This is a genomic window from Maricaulis maris MCS10 (genome assembly GCF_000014745.1).
Lineage (GTDB): Bacteria > Pseudomonadota > Alphaproteobacteria > Caulobacterales > Maricaulaceae > Maricaulis > Maricaulis maris_A.
This window is the reverse complement of the sequence record NC_008347.1, coordinates 3056777-3079659: the sequence shown is the minus strand read 5'-3', so window position 1 is coordinate 3079659 and position 22883 is coordinate 3056777. Positions and strand designations below refer to the sequence as shown.

18 protein-coding genes and 1 tRNA gene are annotated in these 22883 nt (G+C 61.2%); 12 read left to right on the top strand and 7 right to left on the bottom strand.

Translation table 11 applies throughout. From position 1 onward, the window contains the following. Positions 1 to 9 precede the first annotated feature (9 nt). Genes MMAR10_RS14395 through obgE form a run of 3 tightly spaced genes read right to left on the bottom strand, consistent with a single transcriptional unit; the run spans position 10 to position 2782 of the window. Positions 10 to 612, bottom strand: a complete 603-nt coding sequence (locus tag MMAR10_RS14395) for a nicotinate-nucleotide adenylyltransferase (protein WP_011644717.1) — start codon at positions 610 to 612, stop codon at positions 10 to 12. After that, entirely contained in the window at positions 609 to 1730 is a 1122-nt protein-coding gene (gene proB, locus MMAR10_RS14390) for a glutamate 5-kinase (RefSeq protein ID WP_011644716.1), read from the bottom strand. Before proB ends, MMAR10_RS14395 begins: the two co-directional genes overlap by 4 nt. Continuing rightward, on the bottom strand, positions 1727 to 2782 hold the full coding sequence (gene obgE / locus MMAR10_RS14385; protein ID WP_011644715.1) for a GTPase ObgE: 1056 nt from the start codon (positions 2780 to 2782) through the stop codon (positions 1727 to 1729). Before obgE ends, proB begins: the two co-directional genes overlap by 4 nt. A gap of 35 nt (positions 2783 to 2817) precedes the next feature. Here obgE and MMAR10_RS14380 point away from each other — a divergent pair, with 35 nt between their 5' ends. Both MMAR10_RS14380 and MMAR10_RS14375 read left to right on the top strand, forming a co-directional pair. Beyond that, complete coding sequence (locus MMAR10_RS14380; RefSeq protein WP_011644714.1) at positions 2818 to 3561, top strand: energy transducer TonB; 744 nt, start codon at positions 2818 to 2820, stop codon at positions 3559 to 3561. A gap of 179 nt (positions 3562 to 3740) precedes the next feature. After that, positions 3741 to 4730 (top strand): hypothetical protein, encoded by a 990-nt coding sequence (locus MMAR10_RS14375; protein ID WP_041637046.1) that lies wholly within the window; start codon positions 3741 to 3743, stop codon positions 4728 to 4730. Between the two features lie 153 nt (positions 4731 to 4883). On the opposite strand, the gene MMAR10_RS14370 is transcribed toward MMAR10_RS14375, so the two are convergent. From MMAR10_RS14370 to MMAR10_RS14355, 4 genes are all read right to left on the bottom strand, one after another. Beyond that, positions 4884 to 5405, bottom strand: a complete 522-nt coding sequence (locus MMAR10_RS14370; protein WP_011644712.1) for a GNAT family N-acetyltransferase — start codon at positions 5403 to 5405, stop codon at positions 4884 to 4886. Between the two features lie 121 nt (positions 5406 to 5526). Further along, positions 5527 to 5796 (bottom strand): 50S ribosomal protein L27, encoded by a 270-nt coding sequence (gene rpmA, locus MMAR10_RS14365; protein ID WP_011644711.1) that lies wholly within the window; start codon positions 5794 to 5796, stop codon positions 5527 to 5529. Between the two features lie 15 nt (positions 5797 to 5811). After that, positions 5812 to 6483 carry a 50S ribosomal protein L21 gene (locus MMAR10_RS14360; RefSeq protein WP_011644710.1) on the bottom strand — a complete coding sequence of 224 codons (672 nt, stop codon included), beginning with the start codon at positions 6481 to 6483 and terminating at the stop codon, positions 5812 to 5814. A gap of 217 nt (positions 6484 to 6700) precedes the next feature. Then, positions 6701 to 7012 carry a hypothetical protein gene (locus MMAR10_RS14355; RefSeq protein ID WP_011644709.1) on the bottom strand — a complete coding sequence of 104 codons (312 nt, stop codon included), beginning with the start codon at positions 7010 to 7012 and terminating at the stop codon, positions 6701 to 6703. A 154-nt stretch (positions 7013 to 7166) separates the two neighbouring features. Between MMAR10_RS14355 and MMAR10_RS14350 the strand changes: the two genes are divergently transcribed. The 10 genes from MMAR10_RS14350 (at position 7167) to MMAR10_RS14305 (ending at position 22878) form a co-directional block, all read left to right on the top strand. Further along, positions 7167 to 7256 (top strand) — tRNA-Ser (locus MMAR10_RS14350). A 186-nt stretch (positions 7257 to 7442) separates the two neighbouring features. Beyond that, positions 7443 to 8138 (top strand): IS6 family transposase, encoded by a 696-nt coding sequence (locus MMAR10_RS14345; protein WP_011644708.1) that lies wholly within the window; start codon positions 7443 to 7445, stop codon positions 8136 to 8138. Positions 8139 to 8547: 409 nt separating this feature from the next. Further along, on the top strand, positions 8548 to 17103 hold the full coding sequence (locus MMAR10_RS14340) for an Ig-like domain-containing protein (RefSeq protein WP_041637044.1): 8556 nt from the start codon (positions 8548 to 8550) through the stop codon (positions 17101 to 17103). Between the two features lie 114 nt (positions 17104 to 17217). Then, positions 17218 to 18864, top strand: a complete 1647-nt coding sequence (locus tag MMAR10_RS14335; protein WP_011644706.1) for a GspE/PulE family protein — start codon at positions 17218 to 17220, stop codon at positions 18862 to 18864. Next, positions 18857 to 20059 carry a type II secretion system F family protein gene (locus MMAR10_RS14330; protein WP_011644705.1) on the top strand — a complete coding sequence of 401 codons (1203 nt, stop codon included), beginning with the start codon at positions 18857 to 18859 and terminating at the stop codon, positions 20057 to 20059. The genes MMAR10_RS14335 and MMAR10_RS14330 overlap by 8 nt, the downstream gene beginning before the upstream one ends. Before the next feature lies 1 nt (position 20060). Then, positions 20061 to 20492 carry a type II secretion system major pseudopilin GspG gene (gspG, locus tag MMAR10_RS14325; protein ID WP_041637042.1) on the top strand — a complete coding sequence of 144 codons (432 nt, stop codon included), beginning with the start codon at positions 20061 to 20063 and terminating at the stop codon, positions 20490 to 20492. Between the two features lie 3 nt (positions 20493 to 20495). Then, positions 20496 to 20948, top strand: a complete 453-nt coding sequence (locus tag MMAR10_RS14320; protein ID WP_011644703.1) for a prepilin-type N-terminal cleavage/methylation domain-containing protein — start codon at positions 20496 to 20498, stop codon at positions 20946 to 20948. Then, a complete protein-coding gene (locus MMAR10_RS14315) occupies positions 20926 to 21324 on the top strand; it encodes a type IV pilus modification PilV family protein (RefSeq protein ID WP_011644702.1) in 399 nt (132 codons plus the stop codon). Before MMAR10_RS14320 ends, MMAR10_RS14315 begins: the two co-directional genes overlap by 23 nt. Then, entirely contained in the window at positions 21311 to 21916 is a 606-nt protein-coding gene (locus MMAR10_RS14310; RefSeq protein WP_011644701.1) for a prepilin-type N-terminal cleavage/methylation domain-containing protein, read from the top strand. The genes MMAR10_RS14315 and MMAR10_RS14310 overlap by 14 nt, the downstream gene beginning before the upstream one ends. Positions 21917 to 21987: 71 nt before the next feature. Beyond that, entirely contained in the window at positions 21988 to 22878 is an 891-nt protein-coding gene (locus tag MMAR10_RS14305) for a hypothetical protein (RefSeq protein ID WP_041637040.1), read from the top strand. Positions 22879 to 22883: the final 5 nt, after the last annotated feature.

Genomic DNA, 22883 nt, shown 5'->3' with positions numbered 1-22883 from the left:
ATTGGAGGGTCAGTTGCGCGCGCGGAGCGCTGTCGAGGAGTGCGAGTGTAACCGCTCTGTCAGATAGGTCCATGCAGGAGCCGTTTGCAGGGGCAGGGCTGTGGCCATGCTTTCACGAATGCGTGAGCTCGCGAACTGCCGGGCGGCGTGGGACAGACGAGCCCGCACAGCATCCTGTGGTCGCGCAATCACTGCGACAGGGCAGGCCTGGAAGATCTGGGTCCATTGGGCCCAACGATGAATGCCGGCGAGATTGTCGGCGCCCATGATCCAGACAAACCGGACGCCTGGATGCGAGTGTTTGAGGTGGTTCAGCAGATCTATGGTCCGGGTCGAGCCCAGGCGGGTTTCGATATCGGATACCCGCATGCCGGGTTGCCGGGCCAGTTTGCTGACCGCAGCGTAGCGCCTGGTGAAGTCGTCGGCCGGTGCTCCCTTGAGTGGGTTTTGCGGCGAGACCAGCCACCAGACTTGGTCCAGCCCAAGTCGGCGCAAGGCTGTGCGTGCAACATGCAGATGGCCCTCATGGGGCGGGTCGAAACTGCCCCCGAACAGGCCGACACACATGCCGCGGCCCAGGCCCTCGCCGCGCAATGCCCGGCCCCGCATCATCGTTCATCCCCCGCTGTCCCCGCCACTACGATGTCGTCGGCGTGAACCAGGGCGGCACTGCGGCGATAGCCGAGCCGCCTTCCGGCCAGGTCGCTTCGGCAACCGGCAATCAGGCGGGCATCGTCGGCATTGTAGGCGGTGACGCCGCGGGCGATCAAACGCCCGTCCTGCCCCAGAATTCGAATGGTCTCGCCACGCTCGAACTGACCTTCGACGGATTGGACGCCGACCGGGAGCAAGGATTTTCCCTGCACCAGGGCCGAGGCCGCGCCGTCATCAATCCGGACCGCTCCATTGCGGCTGACCACGCCGGAAATCCAGCGCTTGCGGGCATTGGCCGAAGTGCCGGCCGGGTGGAACCAGGACCCGTGATCCGGCCTTGCCAGCGCAAGCAGGGGCGTGTCGGCGGAACCGAGCGTGATGGCAGTTGCGCAGCCTGATCCGCCAGCCAGTTCAGCGGCCAGAATCTTGGTTCGCATCCCGCCTGTGCCCACGCCAGTGCCGGCGTCGCCGGCCATCGCCCGGATCCGGTCGTCGATCACGTCGATGTCGTGAATGGCCGGGGCGTCAGGAGCCAGTCGGGGATCGGCTTCATGCAGACCGTCGATATCGCTAAGCAGAACCAGCAGGTCGGCGCCGACCAGTTGAGCAACCCGGGCTGCAAGCCGGTCATTGTCACCGTAGCGGATCTCATCAGTGGCGATGGTGTCGTTCTCGTTGACGATCGGTATCGCGCCGAGATCAAGCAGGGTCGAAAGGGTCGCGCGCGCATTGAGCCAGCTGCGCCGGTTCTCGGTCACGTCGAGTGTTAGAAGGGCCTGGGCGGTTACTGTTTGGTGGGTTGCAAAGGCGCTCTCCCAAAGCCCGACCAGCAGCGGTTGCCCGACCGCAGCGGCGGCCTGTTTTTGCTCAAGGCTCAGATCACCCGCGGGCAGTCCGAGCCGGGTCCGACCAAGGGCGACGGCGCCTGAGGAGACAAGAATGATCCGCCTGCCGCGGCCACGTAGGGCAACGATGTCGGACACGATGGCAGCGATCACGGCGTCGCCTGCCTGCAAGAGGCTGGAGCCGACCTTGACCACGATGCAGCGTGCCGCGTCGAAGCCGGGTCGCATCATGACGGCGCCCAACCCTCCTCGCCCTTTTCAGCCGCCTCGGCGGCAGCTTTTTCGGCGCGGCGGTTCTGCAATACGATGTCCCAGGCGCTGCCACACAAAGCCTTGACGCCATCACCTGAGACACCCGAAAGCGTCATGACGGTCTTGCCGCTGGCCGCTTCGAGTTCAGCGCGTTTCTCGGCCACCATCGCCTCGTCCATGGCGTCGATCTTGTTGAGCGCCAGGATTTCCTGTTTCTCGGGCAAGCCGTCGCCATAGGCCTCCAGCTCCCCGCGTACCGTCTTGTAGGCTGCGACGACATCGTCCTGTGTGCCGTCAATCAGGTGGATCAGCGAGGCGCAGCGTTCGATATGGCCGAGGAAGCGGTCACCGATCCCGGCACCCTCATGGGCGCCTTCGATCAGGCCGGGAATATCGGCCACGATGAAGCGTGAGCCAGGGCCCAGATCCACAACGCCGAGATTGGGATAGAGCGTCGTGAAGGGGTAGGCGGCAATCTTCGGATTGGCCTTGCTGACGACCGACAGGAAGGTCGACTTGCCGGCATTGGGCAGACCGACCAGGCCGACATCGGCGATCAGCTTCAGGCGCAGCCAGATCCAGCGCTCCTCGCCCGGCCAGCCGGGAATGGTCTTGCGCGGCGCCTGGTTGGTCGAGGTCTTGAAATGGGAATTCCCCTTGCCGCCATCACCGCCGCGCGCCAGCAGCACGCGCTGTCCGATTTCGGTCAGGTCGGCGAGGATTTCTTCCTTGTCCTCGTCGAGCAGCTGGGTGCCCGCGGGCACCTGCAGCACTACATCCTCGCCGCCGGACCCGGTGCGATTGCGGCCCATGCCGTGCATGCCGGTATCGGCTTTGAAGTGTTGCTTGTAGCGATAGTCGATCAGCGTGTTGAGGCCCTCGACGGCCTCCACCCAGACATCGCCGCCCTTGCCGCCATCGCCCCCGTCCGGCCCGCCATATTCGACATAGGCTTCACGCCGGAACGACACACAGCCGCCGCCGCCATTGCCGGAGCGAACATAGACTTTGGCTTGGTCGAGGAATTTCATGATACGGGCTTTCTCGGACTTACAGTCGTTTCGGGATGTCTATACAGGCAAAATGGGCGGAAATCAGTGCGTTTCTGCCGTGGAATACGATGTCCGGACACGGCTTTTCTTGCAGAGGTCGCGTCCACACGTTCAAATCGCAGGGTCCGGACACGAAACGCGAACAGTATGAACCCGTTTCCCCTGGTCCTGCCCGGCGCTGCCGTGAAAATCCCGAGGTGATCATGCGGACGAAGAAGCGATACCCGAAGAAGACTGCGATGCTTGAAGTCAGGGTCGCACCGGAAGACAAGGCCGAATTCCTGTCGGCCTGCGTGGCAAGCGGACATTCGGCCAGCATGATCATTCGCAAGGCGATGCGCATTCATGCGCGTCGTATCCACGAGAAACCAGGGAGACAGAGAATGATCATGACGATGATGCTGATGTTGCCGCTCGCCGGCGTGTTGCAGGTGGGCCAGCCGTCGACCGCGACGGAGCCTGTCACGACCGAAAGGCCTGTGTGTTCTGGCGGTGTGGAGCGGCGGGCACCAATCTGGCCGGTCGGAGCGGCCGGGGACGGGCTTGCCGTACCGCCGGAGGGAATACGGGTCACGCTCCGCTTTGACCAGACGGCGGAGGGCCGCGCGACAAACATCCGGCCGGATGCGCCTGAAGGCTATGACGCCTTTGTCACTGCGGCGGTCGCTGCATTGCGTGACTGGTGTTTCCCGACAGGCACCGTTTTGCCGGATCAGGGCACCGCCTTTGACTTCAAGCTTGCACCTGAGGCGGGATAAGCGGGGTGCGTGCCGGGGAAGCCGTGCCCGGCACGCATTTGCGGAAAATCATGCTGCCGTTTGCATCGGTCCGTCCGTACAAACTTTGTGAAAGGCGCTTGTCCACACACGAATGTTCCGGCGTATGAACGCGAAAACGCTGGAAAACAGTGCGATGTGCAGGCTTCCATGATGGTCGAATGACTGAGCAAAAACCGAACCGGAGGCGTCCGTCGAAGAAGACGGGCATGCTTGAAGTCCGCGTCTCTCCCGAGGAGAAGGCGGCTTTTCTTGAGGTCTGTCGTGCGGCGGGCCGGTCGGCGAGCTCGGTCATTCGCGACGCCATGCGCGCCTATGCCAATTTCGGCCCGATGGCGCGACTGCCAGGGAGTCCGATCATGATTTCATCTGCTTTCGTTGGAGCCGCGTTGGGTGCGTGGGTGTTTGTTGCGGTTACCGGAGTTTTCAATGCTTCGCCGGAAGAGCGCGTCTGGGGGTTCGCGGAGTTTCGCCGGATCGACGTGAACCGCGATCAGCTGATCGACAGAGCGGAGTACCGCTCCAGATATCCAGACGCCCGCGCTGTATTCGCAAGCGACAGACCTGACGTAACGCCCGCCCGGCGCGCGGCGTTGCTATCAATGTTCGAATTTTTTGATCTCGACCCGAGAGTTTTTGTCGATCACGCCAATCAGGTTTCCGACGTTTGCTGGGCCGACCTCGCTGAGCGCGATCAAATGATGCGCGATGCCGAATTCCTGGCATTTGATCGGGATCTGGACAGCCAGATCACCCCCACTGAATTCAGCGACGCTTTGCTCGCTCGCTGGACCAACACGTTCGGGCAAATGGACCGTAACGGAGACGGTATTCTTGATCGCGCAGACCGCCTTGAGCCGCGCGTAATCAACGGCGTACATGGAACGCGTTTCGAGAGCGTTTCGACCACAACAAGTCCCGGCATACGTCCGGTCGACGGGTTTGGCGTTCGCCCGCAATGCCCAGCTGAAGCCGCGTTGGCGGCGTCTCTGCCACGGCTCTCTGATGTCGAATTGCGCCAACTGACATCTTACACGGAACTCAGCTATCAGTGTTCTGATTGCGACTGGTGGACAATGGGACGAGGCGACGATCTTGATGGCAGTGGCACAACCTCGCTTATCGAGTTTATGACGGCGCAGGATCGTTAGGCGAAATTCTGGGGCATATCGATGAAACAACAGTGACCGGACACGCTCAGCCTGATGTGAGGCATCAAGTCTGTTTCAATCCCGGAAATTGAAAGGTCGGCGAGGTTTGCGAGTGCAGCGAAACGATCGCCGCTGGTACGGCCCAATGTTCACTTAAAGCGCCAGTGACAATTCGTGCATGTCTGCCGGTCCCATCCGGGCCATCGAGAAAGCGCGGATTCCCGGGCCTTCATGGGCGAAGCCCAGCTTTTCCAGCACACGCCCAGAGGCGGGGTTGTCGGTGTAGTATCCGGCTATCACACGGCGCGTGCCCAGCGTGTCGCGGGCATGACCGATCAGCCCGCGCCCCATTTCCGTTGCCAGGCCGCGACCCCACCAGGGCTTGCCGATCCAGTAGCCGATCTCCCAGTCCGCGTCGGTCGTGCGTTTGAACACACCGCCACCGCCAACAACCTGGCCATCCATTTCCACCGAAAGTGAGACATTGCCGCCCGGCTGCCAGCTGGCGCGGGTCACAAGCACCCATATCTCGGCCGCCAGGGCCGGATAGGGGTGGGGAACGCGGGCGGTGTTCTTCGCCACGTCATAATCGCCCAGATAGGTCGAGATGTTCTCGGCGTCTCCCAGTTCGGGAAGCCGCATCACCAGGCGTTCTGTTTCAATCCGCGGGCCCATGAGCCTCTCCTCGCGGGGGGAACAAATAAAAAGGGGAGGCGGTGGTCCGTCTCCCCTTTAACGCGTCTGGCGCTGTCGGACCCTGCCTGTTCAAGACACGGTCCGGATATGTGCGAACCGCTTATTCTGCTGCTTTGGCAATCGGCTCTACCGAGACGAAGGCCTTGCCGCCGGACTTTTTCGCAAAGACCACGCGGCCTTCGGTAAGCGCGAAAAGGGTGTGGTCCTTGCCCATGCCGACATTGGCACCCGGATTCACCTTGGTGCCGCGCTGACGCACGATGATGTTGCCGGGAATGACTTCCTGGCCGCCATACTTCTTCACACCAAGGCGGCGACCTGCGGAGTCGCGACCGTTACGGGATGAACCGCCTGCTTTTTTGTGAGCCATTGATCAGTCCTCCGATTACTTGGCCAGCGCCTTGGCGGCGTTGATCCAGTCGTTTTTCTCTGCCTTGGCCTTGAGACCCGTGATGGTCTCGCTCAGGGCGTCCAGGTCGGCTTCGGTCCAGGCTGCGACCTGCGCAAACGTGGTGATGCCAGCTTCATTCAGCTTGGTGGCGAGGGCCGGGCCCACACCCGTCAGCTCTGTCAGTGCGTCGGCGGCTGCGGCCTTCGGCGCTGCGGCTTTCTTGGCCGGAGCCTTTTCAGCTTTCGGTGCAGCAGCTTTTTCGGCCTTCGGGGCAGCCTTGGCTTTCGCCTTCGGCGCGTCAGCGGCTTTCGGTTCAGCCGTGGTCGACTTCAGCGCGGTCTTGGCCTTCTCGCCCGGTGCGACGATTTCGGCGATCCGCACGACCGTGCCCCACTGGCGGTGGCCCTTGGTGCGACGGTAGTTCTGGCGGCGGCGCTTCTTGAAGACGATGATCTTGCGGGCGCGATTGGTGTCCAGCAGCTCGCCGATCACCTGGGCGCCATCAATGGTCGGCGAGCCAACCGTGACGCCGGCTTCCGAGCCGAGCATCAGCACATCACCGAGGTCGAGCGTATCGCCAGCGGCGCCCTCGAGCTTCTCGATGCGAATTTCGTCGCCAGCGGCAACGCGGTATTGCTTACCGCCGGTCTTGATCACTGCAAACATGATCGTTCTATCCTTTTGTCCGATCCGTCCGATACCGCGGGATCATCCTGATCCTGTTGGCCGGCGGGTCCTTTTTCTTCACCCCGTATGCCCGGAGCGTTGTTCATGAATTATGGGCCCGCGACGGCAGGCCGCGCGAGCAGGAGCGGGCGTTATACGCATGCCCGCTTGAGAGTCAATCAAGTCTGCTTCACGGAATCCAGCGACGCTGGCCCCGTTACTCGCCCGGGCCGCCGAACTCGGCCGGGCGAGCGTCGCCGCGATCTCCGTTGCGGACAGCATCGACACCCTGGCGGACACGCTCCTGATAGGCCTCCCACTCGGCTTCGGTATAGCAGATGCGCTCCCGCTGCCGTGTTCCGGTAACCTGGATGCGTCGGCAGGTGAAGCGATCCCCGTCGCTTGTGAGGCCGTGATCGGGAAGGGCTTCGGCCACTTCATCGTCAGCGGTGGTGGCACAGCCCGCAACCGCCGTGAGCGTTGCGACGGCAAGCAGGCCTGCAAATGTCTTGATGTTGAACCTGGTCATTATGATCGTGAACCCCGTTAGTGTGTTGTTGGCGATGAGCTTAGTAGGAGACTGGGAGGTTGGCAAAAGCAGGTTTTGCTGTGCCCGCAAGCGCAGCGACCGCATCCGCCTCTTGATTTTGTCTCACCAGTCAGTCAAAACCCCGCTTCCCCGCGGAGAGGTGCCGGAGTGGTCGATCGGGGCGGTCTCGAAAACCGTTGAGCGCGCAAGCGTTCCGAGGGTTCGAATCCCTCTCTCTCCGCCACATATCTTCTTGAAATAATTAGATAAAATGGCGCCGCGCATTTCCCGCTGTGGTTCCGGGCCTTCGCGGAATTTTCCTTGCATGGAGACTTGGGTGTCTCGGCGATCCGGGCGCGATATGGCCCACCGGGGCAGTGTCAGAGGAGAATCGCTTGAGCGCCGAGTCCCTGTTTCGTAGCGTTCTCCGATGCGTAATCCGTTCCGGTACTTCAAGACTTCGCCCGAAATCATCCGCCTGGCGGTGATGATGTATATCCGTTCCCCGCTCTCGCTTCGGAACGTGGAAGATTTGCTCCACGAGCGCGGTATCGACATCACGCACGAGACGGTTCGCTGCTGGTGGAACCGCTTCGGACCGCTGTTTGCGAAATCGATCCGCAAGCGCCGCGTTCAGAATGGGCACTACTCAAATTGGACTTGGCATCTGGATGAGGTTTTCGTTCGGATCAACGGCGAGCTCCGCTACCTCTGGCGGGCCGTCGATCACGAAGGTGAGGTGCTGAAGACGTATGTCACCAAGCATCGTGATCGCAAGGCAGCGCTGAAATTTCTGCGCAAGGCGATGAAGCGATATGGCCGCCCGGAAGTGGTGGTCACCGACAAGTTGCGCAGCTACAAATCAGCGCTTCGGGAGCTGGGGGTTGTGGGCCGCCAGGAGACCGGGAGGTGGCGCAACAACCGGGCCGAAAACTCGCACCAGCCCCTACGGCGCCGAGAGAAAACCATGGGCAAGTTCAGGCGCCCGAAAAGCCTCCAGAAGTTCGCCACCGTCCAATCGTCCATCCACAATCACTTCAGCCTCGAGCGCCACCTCTACTCGCGACCCGACTTCAAGGAAAACCGCTCCGTCGCCTTGGCCGAATGGCGCCAACTCGTGGCCTGAGTCAGGGGCAAAGAATGTCTTTCGAGACCAGTCCGGTTTAGTCTGACAGCACCAATTTATGGGTACAGAACCTAGTCGAATGGCGCCAGCTCGCGGCCAAAAGTAGGGTCAGACCCGGTCATGCGAGATCGACCCGTTTTTGTCTGACATCTCCCGGGTAATAGTTCCCGCTCAGGCCCGATTTGGCTTTGTTCTTTCAGGCTTTAGTTGTACCGTGAATCAGCTTCGTTGGCGGGGGTGTTCCAATCCGTCTGGGGTAAGTGGGAGTTAGGCGCACTGTTGGCGCGTCTGCACGGGGGAAAATATGCGCGATATCTTGGGTTTTGTTTCGATCTTTGGCCGTTCTGAGTTTCCGTCGCGGGGAGCCGGTCAGGCAAAATCCAGTATAGCGATACCCAGAATTGCGCCCGTGCGCTTGGCGGCTCTTCTTGCGGCCGGCCTGGCGGGTGGCGCCCTGGCGGCCTCCGATGCGTCAGCGCAGTTTTTCGTGACTGCCTCGAGCGCTACTTACGAGACCGGCGATGAGCCGCGGATCGACCCGGGTGAAAATGCATTCATCAGCCACACTATTTGGGGGAACGGATCAGAGACCCTTACAGGCTTCACATTTACCGTGGATTACGGCGCGGTATTGGCGGGTGCGCGTCTCGATCTCGGGTCGATTTCCACCTTTAACTGCGGGACTCCAGAGGTCTCGTCCAACGGTTTGGGGCTGGTTTCTGTGTCCAGCGTCGACCCGGTTGGCCAATGCCTCATCCGCTATTCGGTTTCGATCCCCGCGTCGACGCCTGCGTCGAGCGCTTCGAACACCTATGTGGCGTCTCCAAGTAATATAACGGGCACCGGCTCCACTTCTGGCGCGATTGATCGCGACTGGGACGATTTCAATATCGAGGTCGGCCTCGATACTGCCGCGCCATCGCCAGTTATTACAGGGCCGGGCGGACCGGTGGATGCACCGTTCAACATTGATATCAGCTTCCTCGAGTTTGGATTGTATTCGGAGACGATTGACGGCTTCGCGGTGAGCGATCTTGTCGTCGCGAATGCAACTGTTGCCTTCGCCGACCTGGGAGGGGACGCCGCTCAAACGGGAGACGGTGTTTCCTCGGTCACAATCGAGGTGACGCCGACTGGTGCCGGTACGCCGATTACCGTTCAACTGCCTGCTGCGACCGTGGTCGACCAGTCCGGCAACGACAATACCGCTTCAAGTGTCTACAGCGTGGTCTACGATGTTGATGGTGATCCACGGGATGATGTCGACTTCACGGCAGTCTTCGTGGCGAATCCGGTCGACCCGCTTGATCAGGCGACGTTGCGTTTTACCATCACCAATAATTCTGCCGACGACCTGACGGCCGGCCAATTTGACCTCGACATTGATGCCTCGTCGAGCACCGACTTTGTCGGCGTCGCGCCCGCTGCCCTGCCTTGCGGTGCGAGTTCGACTGCGACTTTGTTTAGTGCCAACACGTTTGTTCGGTTCAGCTCGATGGAGCTTCTGTCTGGCGGCAGCTGTTCATTTGACCTGCCGATTGAGATTGATGACGCGCTTGCAGCCGGCAATTACGGTTTCAGTACGACCGCGCTGAACTACAATCTCGGCGTCGATAGCTACACGGACACGCAGGCTGCAGACGTCCTGACCGTTGATTTCGCCGAGGGAGCCGGTGGCACGATCCAGTTCACCAAAACCTTCGCGGACGACGAAGTGGCGCCGGGCGACACAATCGACGTTGAGTTTTTCATTGCAGCGACGGGTGCTTTCACAACAACGGGCATCGCGTTCACGGATGACCTCGACGCCATGTTGAGCAGTGCGACTGCCACGGGGACGCCGCTGTCGGATGTTTGCGGTGCCGGTTCGAGTCTGACCGGAACAAGTGTCCTGTCGCTGACGGGTGGAAACTTGGCATCCGAGGGCTCTTGTACCTTCACCGTCACGCTCAGCGTCCCTGCGGGCGCGGCTGATGGAACCTACACAAATACAACCGGCAATCTGACTGCGACCCGTTCCGACGATGGTGCTGTGACGATTGATCCCGCGTCTGACAGCTTTGACGTCAATGTCCCGGGCGGCACTCCGCCCAGCGTCACGATTTCAGGCGATACAGATGATCTCGGCGTAGCGTTCTCCCGTGATATCGCTGTCCGCTTCAGTGAGCCGATCACCGATCTTGTCGCCGGTGATTTCGCCCTCACCAATGCGACGTCGGACGGACTTTCCGGGTCTGGCTCTGACTGGACGCTCACCGTTTCGCCCGTAGGTACCGGCGCGGTCGCGGTTTTCCTTCCGGCGGCTGTCGTTCAGGATGCTGAGGGCGATGATAACGCCTTGTCGAACACGTTCACATTCGACGCGGTGGCCGGCGACCCGGAGATTGATATTGAAGGTAATTCGGTTTCGATTGTCGATGGGGACGTCTCGCCGAGCCTGGCGGACCATACCCAATTCGTGCCCACCGATGTGACAGCTGGTACCTCCTCGCGGACCTTCACAATTGAAAATCTGGGCACAGACACGCTGACGATCACAAACGTCGCGCTTTCGGGTGCGAATATGGCGGATTTTTCCATTACTTCAGCCCCGGCTGCCAGCGTTACGCCGGGTGCGACCACGACTTTTACAATTGGGTTTGATCCGTCTGTCGCTGCATCGCGCGCCGCGACTGTCACTGTCACCAGTGATGACGCAGATGAGGCGAGCTATGATTTTGCCATTGCTGGCGTGGGAACCGTTTTGCCGGAAATTCGCGTGGCGGGTGCTGGTAACACAATCAATATCGCCTACGCAGACGCATCGCCATCCGTTGCGGATGGAACGGATTTCGGCAGCTTGGCGGCGGACAGCGGAGCCGCGTCTGCCACCTTCACCATCAATAATGATGGCGGCGCCGCCCTCACGCTTGGCAGCGAGGCCGTCTCGATTTCAGGGTCAAATGATTTTTCGGTCACCGCTCAACCTGCCACGACCGTGGCGGCGGGCGATTCGACGACGTTCACAATTTTGTTTGATCCCGCTATAGCGGGTGCGTCAAATGCGACGGTTTCCATCGCCAATGATGATGGAGACGAGGCCCCGTTCCTGTTTGGCATCATGGGTGTCGGCACCGACAATATCGCGCCCTCCGGTCATACTGTCGCGTTCGACGCGGCGCTTTACGGGGCATCAAACTATGCGGCCGCGTCATTTACGATCGATGACCCGGAAACCCTGACCAATTACAGCTATACAATCTCGTCGGATGGCGGTGGCGCTAACGTCACCGGAACCGGCAATATCCCTATTCCCGCTGCGGGGGACCCGTCTGAATTCCAGGTCTCCGGGGTCGATGTTTCCGGTCTCAATGAAGGTACGCTGACCGTCAGTGTCGTCCTCACGGACGCCTCCGGCAATGCCGCGACAGCTGTCACCAATACAGTTGCGCTTGATCTGACCGGGCCAACACCGTCGATCTCAACCGGTTCCGCGGACCCGGTGTCCGGCGCCTTCTCGCTCACTGTCGACTTCGGTGAGGCGGTTACTGGCTTTCTGGTGGGCGATATCAGCGTCGGTAATGGGGCTCTTTCGGCCTTTTCCGATAATGGCGGCGGTGACTTCTCCGCTACTGTGACCCCTTCGGCTGACGGTTCCGTCACGGTGGATGTCGGGTCCGGCGTAGCTCAGGATGCCGCCGGCAATGACAATGTGGCTGCGACCCAATTTGTCATCGAAAATGACGAGACACCCCCAACAGTGGCCCTCTCGACCGGATCGGCTGATCCGGTCTCCGGTGCGTTTGCAATCACGGCGACGTTCTCCGAAGGCGTCAACGGTTTCGGACTGGGTGACTTCTCGGTTGGCAATGGAGCGGCGTCGAATTTCGCGGCCACGAGTGCCACAGTCTACACCGCCACGATTACGCCGGCCGCCGACGGCACGGTCACGGTCGATATATCTGGCGCTGTCGCTCAGGATGATGCGGGCAATAACAATGCTGCTGCAACGCAATTCTCGATCGAGAATGATGAAACCGTTCCGACAGTGGCGCTGACAAGTGGCGCCGCCGACCCCATTGCGGGTACATTCACAATCACGGCGACTTTCTCAGAAGATGTCACCAGCTTCGCGGCCGGGGATTTTGCGGTTGGCAATGGTGCGGTGTCGAACTTCTCGGCGACCAGTGCCACCGTCTACACGGCGACAATAACGCCGGCGGCAGATGGTACGGTGACAGTTGATGTCGCGGGCGGTGCCGCCCAGGATAGCGCTGGCAACGACAGTACGGCAGCAACGCAATTCTCGATCGAGAATGACGAGACCGTTCCGACCGTGGTGCTGACAACCGGCTCTGTGGACCCAGTGTCCGGTGCGTTCACGATCACCGCGACCTTCTCCGAAGGCGTCAACGGTTTCGGACTGGGTGACTTCTCGGTTGGCAATGGTGGGGCGTCGAATTTCGCGGCCATGAGTGTCACAGTCTACACTGCGACGATCACACCGGCCTCGGATGGTTCGGTGACGGTCGATGTGGGGGCGAATGCTGCCCAGGACGGCGCGGGCAATGGCAATGCTGCGGCGACACAGTTCTCAATAGAAAACGACGAGACGCTCCCGACTGTGGCCTTGTCCACCGGATCGGCTGATCCGGTCTCCGGTACGTTCACGATCACCGCGACCTTCTCGGAAAGTGTCACCGGCTTTGCCGTCGGCGATTTCTCGGTCGGCAACGGGTCGGCCTCGGATTTCGCGGCGACCAGCGCGACGGTATATACCGCAACGATCACACCGGCCGCTGACGGCACGGTAACGGTTGATGTGGCCGGCGCTGTCGCGCAGGACGCGGCGGGCAATGACAATTCCGCGGCAACGCAATTCTCGATCGAGAATGACGAGACGTTGTCGACTGTTACGCTGACCACCGGCTCTTCGGATCCGGTCTCCGGCGCCTTTACGATTACGGCGACTTTCTCAGAAGCCGTCACAGGCTTTGCTGTGGACGATTTCGCAGTCGGCAACGGGTCGGTGTCGAATTTCTTGGCGACCAGCACGACGGTATATACCGCCACGATCACACCGGCCACTGACGGCACGGTAACGGTCGATGTGGCGGCGGGTGCCGCTCACGATGGCGCGGGGAATGGCAATGCGGCAGCAAGCCAGTTCTCGATCGAAAACGATGAGACCGGGCCGGCAGTGGTGCTGACGACTGGCTCTGCAGATCCGGTGTCCGGTGCGTTCACGATCACAGCGACCTTCTCTGAAAGTGTGACCGGCTTCGGGCTGGGTGATCTTTCGGTTGGCAATGGTGCGGCGTCGAACTTCTCGGCGACCAGCGCCACCGCATATACGGCGACCATCACGCCGGCTGGCGACGGTTCGGTCACGATCGATGTGGCAGCAGGCGCGGCCCAGGATAGCGCCGGCAATGCCAGCCTGGCGGCGACCCAGTTCACGATCGAAAACGATGAGACAGCCCCGACCGTGGCCCTCTCAACCGGATCGGCTGATCCGGTCTCGGGAGCCTTCACGATCACGGCGACCTTCTCCGAAAACGTCACTGGCCTTGTGCTAGCTGACTTCGGGGTCGGAAACGGCACGGCGTCGGATTTCTCAGCGACCAGTGCGACCGTTTACACAGCGACCATCACGCCAGCGGCAGATGGTACGGTAACGGTCGATGTCGCCGGCGCTGTCGCGCAGGACGCGGCGGGCAATAACAATACCGCTGCACCGCAATTCTCGATCGATAATGACGAGACGGTTCCGACCGTGGCCCTGACAACAGGCTCGTCAGACCCAGTCTCTGGCGCCTTTGCAATCACAGCGACTTTCTCGGAAGCCGTCACAGGCTTTGCTGTCGATGATTTGTCTGTGGGCAATGGATCAGCCTCGAACTTCTCGGCAACCAGCACGACAGTTTACACGGCGACGATCACACCGACCATCGATGGCACGGTGACAGTTGATGTCGCGGGCGGTGCCGCTCAGGATAGCGCTGGCAACGACAGTACAGCAGCAACCCAGTTCTCGATCGAGAATGACGAAACCGGGCCGGCAGTGGTGCTGACAACTGGCTCTGCAGATCCGGTATCCGGTGCCTTCATAATCACCGCGACCTTCTCCGAAGCGGTCACTGGCTTAGCATTGGGCGACTTCTCGGTCGGAAATGGTGCTGCGTCGAGCTTCTCCGCAATCAGTGCGAACGTTTACACTGCCACGATTACGCCAGTGGCTGACGGGACGGTTACCGTCAATGTAGCCGGCAACGCCGCCCAGGATGGCGCTGGCAATGGCAATGTCGCGGCGGCGCAATTCTCGATCGAGAATGACGAAACAGCCCCGATGGTCTCCCTTGCCGGTCCGGCAATCGATCAAGTCGGGACATTCACGGTTTCTGTGGACTTCTCCGAGGACGTGACCGGCTTGGTGTTGGCCGATTTCACCGTCGGCAATGGCAGCGCCGCCAATCTGGCCGGCTCAGGCAACAGCTACACAGTCGATGTCACGCCGGCAACAAGTGGATCGGTGACGGTCAATCTGGCCGCCAATTCGGTTCAGGACGCGGCCGGAAACGCCAATGTGGCCGCTACGCAGTTCGCAGTGGATGCCGATCTGAGCTTGCCCGGGCTGGACAGCCTTGCCGTGTCGGATGCCGATCTTCGAGTCGAGGATGTGGGCCGAAGTTTCACCCTTACGGCCACGTTTAGCGAAGCCATGGATCCGGGCCAGGCGCCGGTTTTCACTTTCTCGACGGACCTTTCGGCAACATTGTCGCTTGATAGTGGCGCTTTCTCGGCGGGTGACACCGTCTACACCGCAACCTATAGCGTAACCGATGGCGGCCAGGTGGCTGCGGATGTGGATGTCACGGTTTCTGCAGCCGCGGATGCCGCGGGTAATGCCTTGCCGGACAGTCCGGTGGCCGACCTGCTCAGCGTTGAAATGCGCCGCGGCTCTTTGTTCGTTGCCGTTGCCATCACCGGGGCTACAGATGGAAGTTTCGACTTCAGTGGTGATCTTGGCGACTTCTCCGTCGCTACAGTTAGCCAGGCTGGCGTGACCAGCTTTAATGACCTGGTCGAGGGTAGCTATACCTTCACGGCGGCCGCAGTCGATGGGTTTAATCTTGATGCGATCGGCTGCACCGGCGGGACATCCGTCCTGGACTCTGCAACGGGCAGCGCGACAGTGACACTGGGGCCGACGGACTCTGTGACTTGTGAGTTCACCCAGATCGCAGAGCCGGATGTCGATGAGACCGTGATTCCTGACGTCACAATCGAGCTGCCGACGCTGACCGATGATCCGACCAGCGCCACCAGCAGTTTCGATCTGCAAAACGTCGGCGGTGAAGCCTTCTACTTCACCGCATCGACTGACCAGCCCTGGCTGGTGATCGACCCGACCTCAGGTTCAATTCCTGCGACCGGGAGCCTCGAGTTCACGGTCAGCTTTACCGCGGCCGTCCTGGACCTGGCCCCGGGCTCCTACACTGCAACGATCACGGTGGTCGAAGTCAGTCCGCCGTCTCAGCGCGGTGGGGGCAGAAAGGCCAATGCGCTGGAAACGCTCGAGATACCGGTGAACATTGCAATCGAACCGCGCTTGGGTGATCTGACGATCATAACGAGAACAACGGCCCCGGAAGAGGGGGAGGGAAGCTTCTCCTACACCTCGACACTCACGGCGCTGGACGGGCAAACCGTCCTGACGGCCGGTGGTAGTGCCAGCACTACCGTCAATGACGTTCTTCGCGGGAGCTATGTCCTGACCCAGTTGGCGTCGGAAGGCTGGGACCTCGCATCCCTGTCCTGCACCGGCGATCTGGACGGCGGCAATATCTATGATCTCGCGAGCGGTCAGGTCACGATCGACCTCGACGCCGAGGAGAACATGGTCTGTACCTTCGCCAATCGGCGGAATGAGGACTATATCCGCGGAGTGACCCTGTCTGCGATCCGTAACTTCATGGCTACGCGTGCCGATCTCATCCTGACCAATAGCCCGCGTTTAGCCGGGCGGATGCGTAGCGACCGGAGCTCGGCGACGCCGAACAGTTTTGCTGCTGATTTCCGCGACGGACGCCTGAATGCACAAATGTCGACGAGCCTGGGCGCGCTGCGTCAGGCAGCCGAGGCGAGCCAACCGCAACAGCCGGGCGCTGAGCGCTTCTCGCTGAATGGCCGGACCGGCTTGTCCAGCCTTGATGTCTGGATGCAGGCCAGTGTCGCAAGTGTCTCGGACAACCGGGCAGGCCTGGGTTCGGATGCGGATTTCTCAATCGTGCATGTCGGGACGGATATAATGGTCTCCGCGAATGTGCTCGCCGGTGTTTTGCTACAGTACGACCAGACCGACATGACGACGGGCGACTGGAATAGTGCGGTTGAAGGGAATGGCTGGATGGCCGGCCCGTATATGGTCGCGCGGATTTCGGACCGCACCTATCTCGATTTGCGTGCGGCCTGGGGGCGGTCGGACAATTCGGTCAATCCGATTGGAACCTATACCGACAGCTTCGAGACGGATCGCTGGTTGATCGAGGCCAATCTGGCCGGCGATATCCTGCACGGAGGATGGCGGGTCACGCCAGGTGTCGGCCTAGCTTACTTCCACGAAAGCCAGGACTCCTACACCGACACGCTTGGCATTTTCATTCCCGGTCAGACCATCACGATCGGGCGCCTTTCGGCCGGGCCTGAAGTGGCATATCGGTTCGAGAATGCCGCTGGCGGTTATGTCGAGCCCTACCTGAATGTGACGGCCCTCTACGATTATGATGATGCCGATGTGTTCAACGCTGCCGGTACACTGCAAACGCTCGGCCATTTGCGGGGTGACGCGCGTTTGGGTCTGACAGTGGAAATGGCAAATGGTGGCCGCATCTCGGGCGAGGTCTCGATGATCGGTCTGGGCGAAGGCGATTTTGAAGCCAATAACGCTATGATCCGGATCCGTTTGCCGCTTTCAATGCACTGACGGCCCAGGCCAGCTGCCGCGCTTCAATTTGCCAATACGCGTTCGCCTCCGCCGGGTACCTGAACTGGCGGAGGCCCTCGCCATGAACGGCTGCGCGACTTAAGCTGGAACGACATGACTCTATCGCGCGATGACATTGAACAGCTCCGGCTTGACCGACTCGTTGAGACGGGGGTCGTCAGTCCCGCCGAGGCTGCACACGCAGCGGCCTTGAAGGCCGGTGCCCGCGAGCCATTGGATATCGTCCTCACGCGAGCAGGATTGGCCAGCGAGCCGAAAATTGCAGCTTTCCTTGCTGCCGAGGCCGGACTCGATCATGCCGAAACGATCGACGATATCGGTGTTCTGGATGCCCCTCTCGATCTCTCTGAATTCAATTCAGACTTTCTGGTTTCGGAACGCGCGATTCCGCTTGGTATTCGCGGTGACGCTTGTATTGTCGGGCTCGTTGATCCCATGAACAGCGACGCGCTGGACGGAATCCGCTTTGCCAGCGGGAGGTCGCTGGTCCCGGTCGTGGTGACTCAATCCCTCTTCAGCGCCCTTTGCGCCGACCGTCTGTCAGCCAAGCCTGGTGATGAGACTGAAGAGGTCGACGGCGGTCTTGATATCAGCCTGGATGCCGAGCGGCTGCGTGACCTCGCATCCGCCGGTCCGGTTGTGCGCCGTCTCGACAATCTGGTCGCACGCGCCACGGACGCTCGCGCCTCGGATATTCACGTCGAGCTCCAGCATCGTGAAGCGCAGATACGACTGCGCGTTGATGGCGTGCTGAAGGATCATATTGCCTGGCCGACCGCTCAGGCGCTCGCCGTGATCTCGCGCGTAAAAGTCCTGGCGGAACTCGACATCGCCGAACGGCGACGGCCGCAGGATGGGCGTTTTTCCATGCCGGTTGCGGGACGCACGATCGATGTTCGCGTGTCAGTCGTTCCCGGTCAGTACGGCGAGAGCCTTGTTCTACGCCTGCTCGACCCGGAAGCGAGCCTGCGGGGCATCGAGAGTCTCGGCCTGTCCCAATCCGTCAGCGAGCCCGTCGAGGCCATGCTGAACATGCCGCACGGATTGATCCTCGTGACGGGGCCGACTGGCTCCGGAAAGACCACATCGCTTTACGCTTTCCTCCGTCGTCTCGCGAGCGGAGAGCGCAAGATCCTTACGATCGAGGACCCGATCGAGTATCGATTGGCCGGTGTGGCCCAGTCCCAGACAAATCCGGCGATCGACCTGACCTTCGCAAACGCCTTGCGGGCGTTTCTTCGTCATGATCCGGACGTGATCATGGTCGGCGAAATTCGTGACGCGGAGACGGCCAGAACCGCTATTCAGGCAGCCATGACGGGCCATCTCGTTTTGTCGACGCTTCACACGAATGACGCGCCGTCCGCGATCAGTCGCTTGCAGGATATGGGGATTGAGGATTTCCTGCTGGCCGCAACACTGGTTGGTGTCGTGGGGCAACGCCTGGTCCGCCGAACCTGCCCGACCTGTGAAGGCGCGGGATGCCAACGCTGCGAAGAATCCGGCTTTCGGGGGCGCCTGCCAGTGGCTGAGGCCTTCCGCGTCAATGAAGCTATTCGCGCGTCAATCAGGGAAGGCGCCCGTGAAACCGGTCTCGAGCCGGTGCTGAAACGCGCCGGCTATCAAACAATGTGGCAAGACGGCCTCGCCCTGTGCAAACGGGGTCTGACGACCCGCGCTGAATTGTTGCGAGCGCTGGAAGATACAGGCCAGGCTGATGCGGAGCGGCCCAGTGTCTGAACCGCGACTTTGGCGCTATCTTGCAGAAAACGCGTCCGGCGGTGTCGAGCGGGGCGAAATCCTAGCCAGCAATTCCACCAAGGCCAGCCAGTTACTAGCGGCGCAGGGCATCGTGGCTGTCGAGGTCAGGGAGGTCGGTTCGTCCGGAGGCTCGGAGACTTCCGGGCGGTTGCCGAGCGCTCACATTGCCGACTTTACGGAAGACCTCGCTGAGCTTCTTGGGGCGGCCCTGTCGATACATGATGCGCTCGCTAGCCTGGCTGAGGGCGAAACACGCCGGCGTCTCCGGGAATTCATTCTGCGCCTTGAGGCCCGTGTGCGTGGAGGGCATTCCCTCAGTGCGTCAATGAAGGCCGATCCTGCTACCCCGCCGCGCATCCTGGTTGCGATGACAGCGGCGGGCGAGGAATCCGGGCAATTGGCCGCCACGCTCTCCGACCTCGCAGTCCGCTTTCGGGCCGAGCAGGCCCTCAAACGGGACCTTGCGGGTCAGCTGGCCTATCCTGCGGTTCTGGTTTGCCTTATCTATCTGACCCTCGTCTTCTTGGCCTTCATCGTTCTCCCGCAATTCGAGATCGTGTTCGCGGATTCCGCTATCGAGCCGCCACCGGAGACACAGTTCGTGATCGGGGTCGGCGCCTTCTTGCGCACTTATGCTATCTGGATTCCCGTTGCCGTGGTCGGACTGGCTTGGCTGGCCCGAACAGCCATAGCGCGTTTCCCGATAGCCGCCACCCGTATCCGCCGAACCTTGCCGATAGTGGGGCCGGCTCTGTGGAAACTGGATGCTGCGGCGTTTGCGCGGACTTTGGGAGTGTTGGTGAAGGCGGGCCTTCCCGTGAACCGGGCCGAGCATGTGGCGCGCGACGCTGTAGCGGATCCGGGCATGAGGGACGGAATGTCGCGGGCTGCGGACCGGGTTCGTGGGGGAACAGCCTTGTCGCGGGCCCTTGATGAGCAGAACATCCTGCCTGGCGACCTGATCCGGCAAATTCGCCTGGGCGAGGAAACCGGTGAGCTTGATGTCTTTCTGCTGCGAACCGCCGATCGCTATGAACGCATGGCGCGATCGCGCCTGAGTCGGGCATTGGAGTTGCTCGGGCCGGTTTTGATTGTCATCCTTGGAGCGTGCGTTGCCGGTGTCATCGCCGCGGTTATGTCGGGAGTTCTCAGTCTCAATGACGCTGTGTTCTAAAATGAAGTTCGTTCGCAGCCTATCTCGCAAGGATGCTGGCATTACCCTTTTCGAGCTCCTGGTCGTGCTTGTCATCATCGCGCTGCTGGCGACGATCGTTGCGCCGCGGGTGATCGGGTATGCGGGCCGTTCCAAGGTCAATATTGCGACCGCGCAACTCGCTTCGATCCAGACCTCGCTGGAACTCTATTACCTTGATACGGGTCAGTATCCGAGCGAAGCGGAAGGACTCACAGCCCTGGTCGAGCCGCCGGAAGGGGCGCTCGCCTGGCAAGGTCCATACATGCGCAATACGTCCGGTCTGACCGACCCTTGGGGGCGGGCCTATAGCTACGGGCTTGATGAAACCGGTGAACGGTTCACAATTGGCAGCCTGGGTCGGGATGGAGAGCCGGGTGGCGAAGGAGAGGATAGTGACCTCTCTCGTAGCTGATCGATGACCGCCTCATGGCGTCATCGGGGGTTTTCTCTTTTCGAGATGCTGGCCGCGCTGGTCGTTCTGGCCCTTGCCACCGGGTTGGTCGCGAGCCGCATTCGCCCTCCCAGCGCGTCCGAAAGACTGGATCAGGCGGCCGAGCTTTTGGCGGATGATTTGCGGCGAGCCCAACTTCAAGCCAGGCGGTCCGCGGCCGCCGTGCTCGTTGCCGTCACCGAGACCGGCTATCACATTGACGCACTCTCTGTCGGTCGTGACTGGCCGGCCGGACTGAATGCTCGCTGGCTAAGCCGTACTCGCTTCGGCTGGCAGGAAACGGAGACGCTAAACATGTCCGGGCGTCCGCTATCCCGCGAAGGAGCTCGAATAGTCATCAGGCTGGAGGCGGTAGAGCGTATTGTTCGTCTGGATGCAATCTCGGGACAAATTCATGTCGACCGATCGATGCAATAGCGACGGATATGCCATCCTTGAGGCCCTGGTCGCGCTGGCGATCGCGGCGGGGGTGCTGACGGCCACGATGGCGGGCTTGGCGGGCCTGGCCCGAGGCTCGCGCCAGGCGGATCAGGTTCAGCAAGCCATGCTAGAAGCCCGAAACATTGAAGCGCGATTGCGCGCAGGCTTGCCTGTTGGCGCACTTTCCGAACGATACCCCGACTGGCGTTTCGAATTCACTGCGGTCGATCGCCCCGTCGACCCGCGGACCGGGGCCGTATTGACCGCCGTGGTTCTTGAGCGCGCTAACCTGCCAGGCTGGCAGCTTCGTTTTGTCTATGTCGAAACCAGCGGGGACGAAGGCCTCGAAGCGAGTGCCTATGAACCGAGATAGCGGCTTCACCCTCTTCGAGGCGCTGGTCGCGGTTGCCCTGCTTGCTTTGCTTGCCGGGCTTCTGGCCCCTGCGATACGCGCAGTCAGTCTCGCAGAGACCCGCGTGCGGGAGCACGTCGTATCACGAGAAACGACAGCCCGGCTTGAAGCCTTGCTGCGCGATAGTGTCGCCAGGGTCCAGCCCTTGCCAGACACGATCGGGCAGGGCGCGGTTTCGGGATCGCCACGGGGGCTGTCGCTGTGGGTCCGCATGCCGACGAGTGGAGAATTGGTGCAGCTGAATCTCACCATTGAGGGTGAGGATGTCATCATCGCGATGGCGGGATCCGGCTCAATAACCGGCGAGCCTCAAACTTCGATGCTGGCCGGGGTCGGGCGCGATGCCCGTTTCTACTATTACGGCGAGACCGAAACGCGAGACGCATTGGCCTGGACCTCCCAATGGGAGTATAACCATTTGCCGCGGCTCATAGTTTTGGACTTGGCGCCAATTAATGGCACAATCCGGCGGATTGAGCTTGATGTGCCGGCTCAAGCCCGTTTCGACTGCGACTTCGATTCAGGATTCGGCGTGTGTTTGGGGGGCGGCTAGTGGATTTGCAGGCGAGTGGAAGGGCGTTTAGCGACACTGTCGCTGGCCTTGCCGCCTGGGCGGTTGAGGAAGTGCGCCGTGATCTCCCGCGACCGGTTCTGGAAGCTGGCCGGCGTGTGATCGCCGACCGGTATGACGTGTCGTCGGGTGGACAACTCCTCCCGGTCGGGCAGGTTCTGCGTTCCTGGCTCGGCACAATCTCCCGCACCGACGACCGGGCGGCTGCCCGCAAGGCTGAGGCTGGTCACGTCGAGCTCGTCCTTCCCGGTTCCGAGATTTTCCGGACGCGGGTTGATGTGAATGCAGTGATTTCACGCCGCGGTGACGACGCCCTTCGCGCGCGGCTGCAGCAACACTCTCCCTTGCCGCAGCAGCGAGCCGTGCTGGCCTATTCCCTAGTCGGACCGGGCGATGCCGGGCGTGTCCTGGTGGATGTCGCTGTGGCCCACCGGGCCAGGGTCGAAGAGGCGGCGCGAATGGCCCGAGAAAAGTCAACTCGATGGCAGGTGGTCGCAGACCGGCCGGATGCTAAGCCGCTAATTTTTGCAGATTCACAAGCGGGTGCCGAAACCCGGCTTTGGCACAGCCCGGTTGTACGGGCTCTGGTTGTTGCAGCTGCAGTCATTGTTTGTCTTGCGGCCGTATCTGACCGCTACGAGCGGCAGGCGGATCGTATCGAGGCGCAGCGGGATATCCTGCTTGTGGAGGCACGCGATCTCCGCCTTCAACGGTCAGTGCAGGCGGAAGTCGAGCCGGCCTTGTTGTTCGCGCAATCCTATACCGGCCTTGGTGATCTCCTGGATGGCATGGCCGATGCGATGACCGATCCGGATATGCCCGACGCGATCGCGCGTCTGGACCTTCAATCGCCTGATGCCCTTCGGGTTTTGCCAACGGATCCTGGGCTAGGGTCACGATTGCTGTCCCTGGGCGGATCGGTGGATGCGGAGTCCGGATCATGAGGGCG

Bases quoted from the DNA above. Each gene is read 5' to 3' on its own strand.
- MMAR10_RS14395 (WP_011644717.1), bottom strand. From the start codon at position 612: ATGATGCGGGGCCGGGCATTGCGCGGCGAGGGCCTGGGCCGCGGCATG.
- gspG (WP_041637042.1), top strand. From the start codon at position 20,061: ATGAAGTTCGTTCGCAGCCTATCTCGCAAGGATGCTGGCATTACCCTT.
- proB (WP_011644716.1), bottom strand. From the start codon at position 1,730: ATGATGCGACCCGGCTTCGACGCGGCACGCTGCATCGTGGTCAAGGTC.
- MMAR10_RS14370 (WP_011644712.1), bottom strand. From the start codon at position 5,405: ATGGGCCCGCGGATTGAAACAGAACGCCTGGTGATGCGGCTTCCCGAA.
- MMAR10_RS14310 (WP_011644701.1), top strand. From the start codon at position 21,311: ATGAACCGAGATAGCGGCTTCACCCTCTTCGAGGCGCTGGTCGCGGTT.
- MMAR10_RS14335 (WP_011644706.1), top strand. From the start codon at position 17,218: ATGACTCTATCGCGCGATGACATTGAACAGCTCCGGCTTGACCGACTC.
- MMAR10_RS14360 (WP_011644710.1), bottom strand. From the start codon at position 6,483: ATGTTTGCAGTGATCAAGACCGGCGGTAAGCAATACCGCGTTGCCGCT.
- MMAR10_RS14355 (WP_011644709.1), bottom strand. From the start codon at position 7,012: ATGACCAGGTTCAACATCAAGACATTTGCAGGCCTGCTTGCCGTCGCA.
- obgE (WP_011644715.1), bottom strand. From the start codon at position 2,782: ATGAAATTCCTCGACCAAGCCAAAGTCTATGTTCGCTCCGGCAATGGC.
- MMAR10_RS14375 (WP_041637046.1), top strand. From the start codon at position 3,741: ATGACTGAGCAAAAACCGAACCGGAGGCGTCCGTCGAAGAAGACGGGC.
- rpmA (WP_011644711.1), bottom strand. From the start codon at position 5,796: ATGGCTCACAAAAAAGCAGGCGGTTCATCCCGTAACGGTCGCGACTCC.
- MMAR10_RS14380 (WP_011644714.1), top strand. From the start codon at position 2,818: ATGTCTATACAGGCAAAATGGGCGGAAATCAGTGCGTTTCTGCCGTGG.
- MMAR10_RS14345 (WP_011644708.1), top strand. From the start codon at position 7,443: ATGCGTAATCCGTTCCGGTACTTCAAGACTTCGCCCGAAATCATCCGC.
- MMAR10_RS14320 (WP_011644703.1), top strand. From the start codon at position 20,496: ATGACCGCCTCATGGCGTCATCGGGGGTTTTCTCTTTTCGAGATGCTG.
- MMAR10_RS14315 (WP_011644702.1), top strand. From the start codon at position 20,926: ATGTCGACCGATCGATGCAATAGCGACGGATATGCCATCCTTGAGGCC.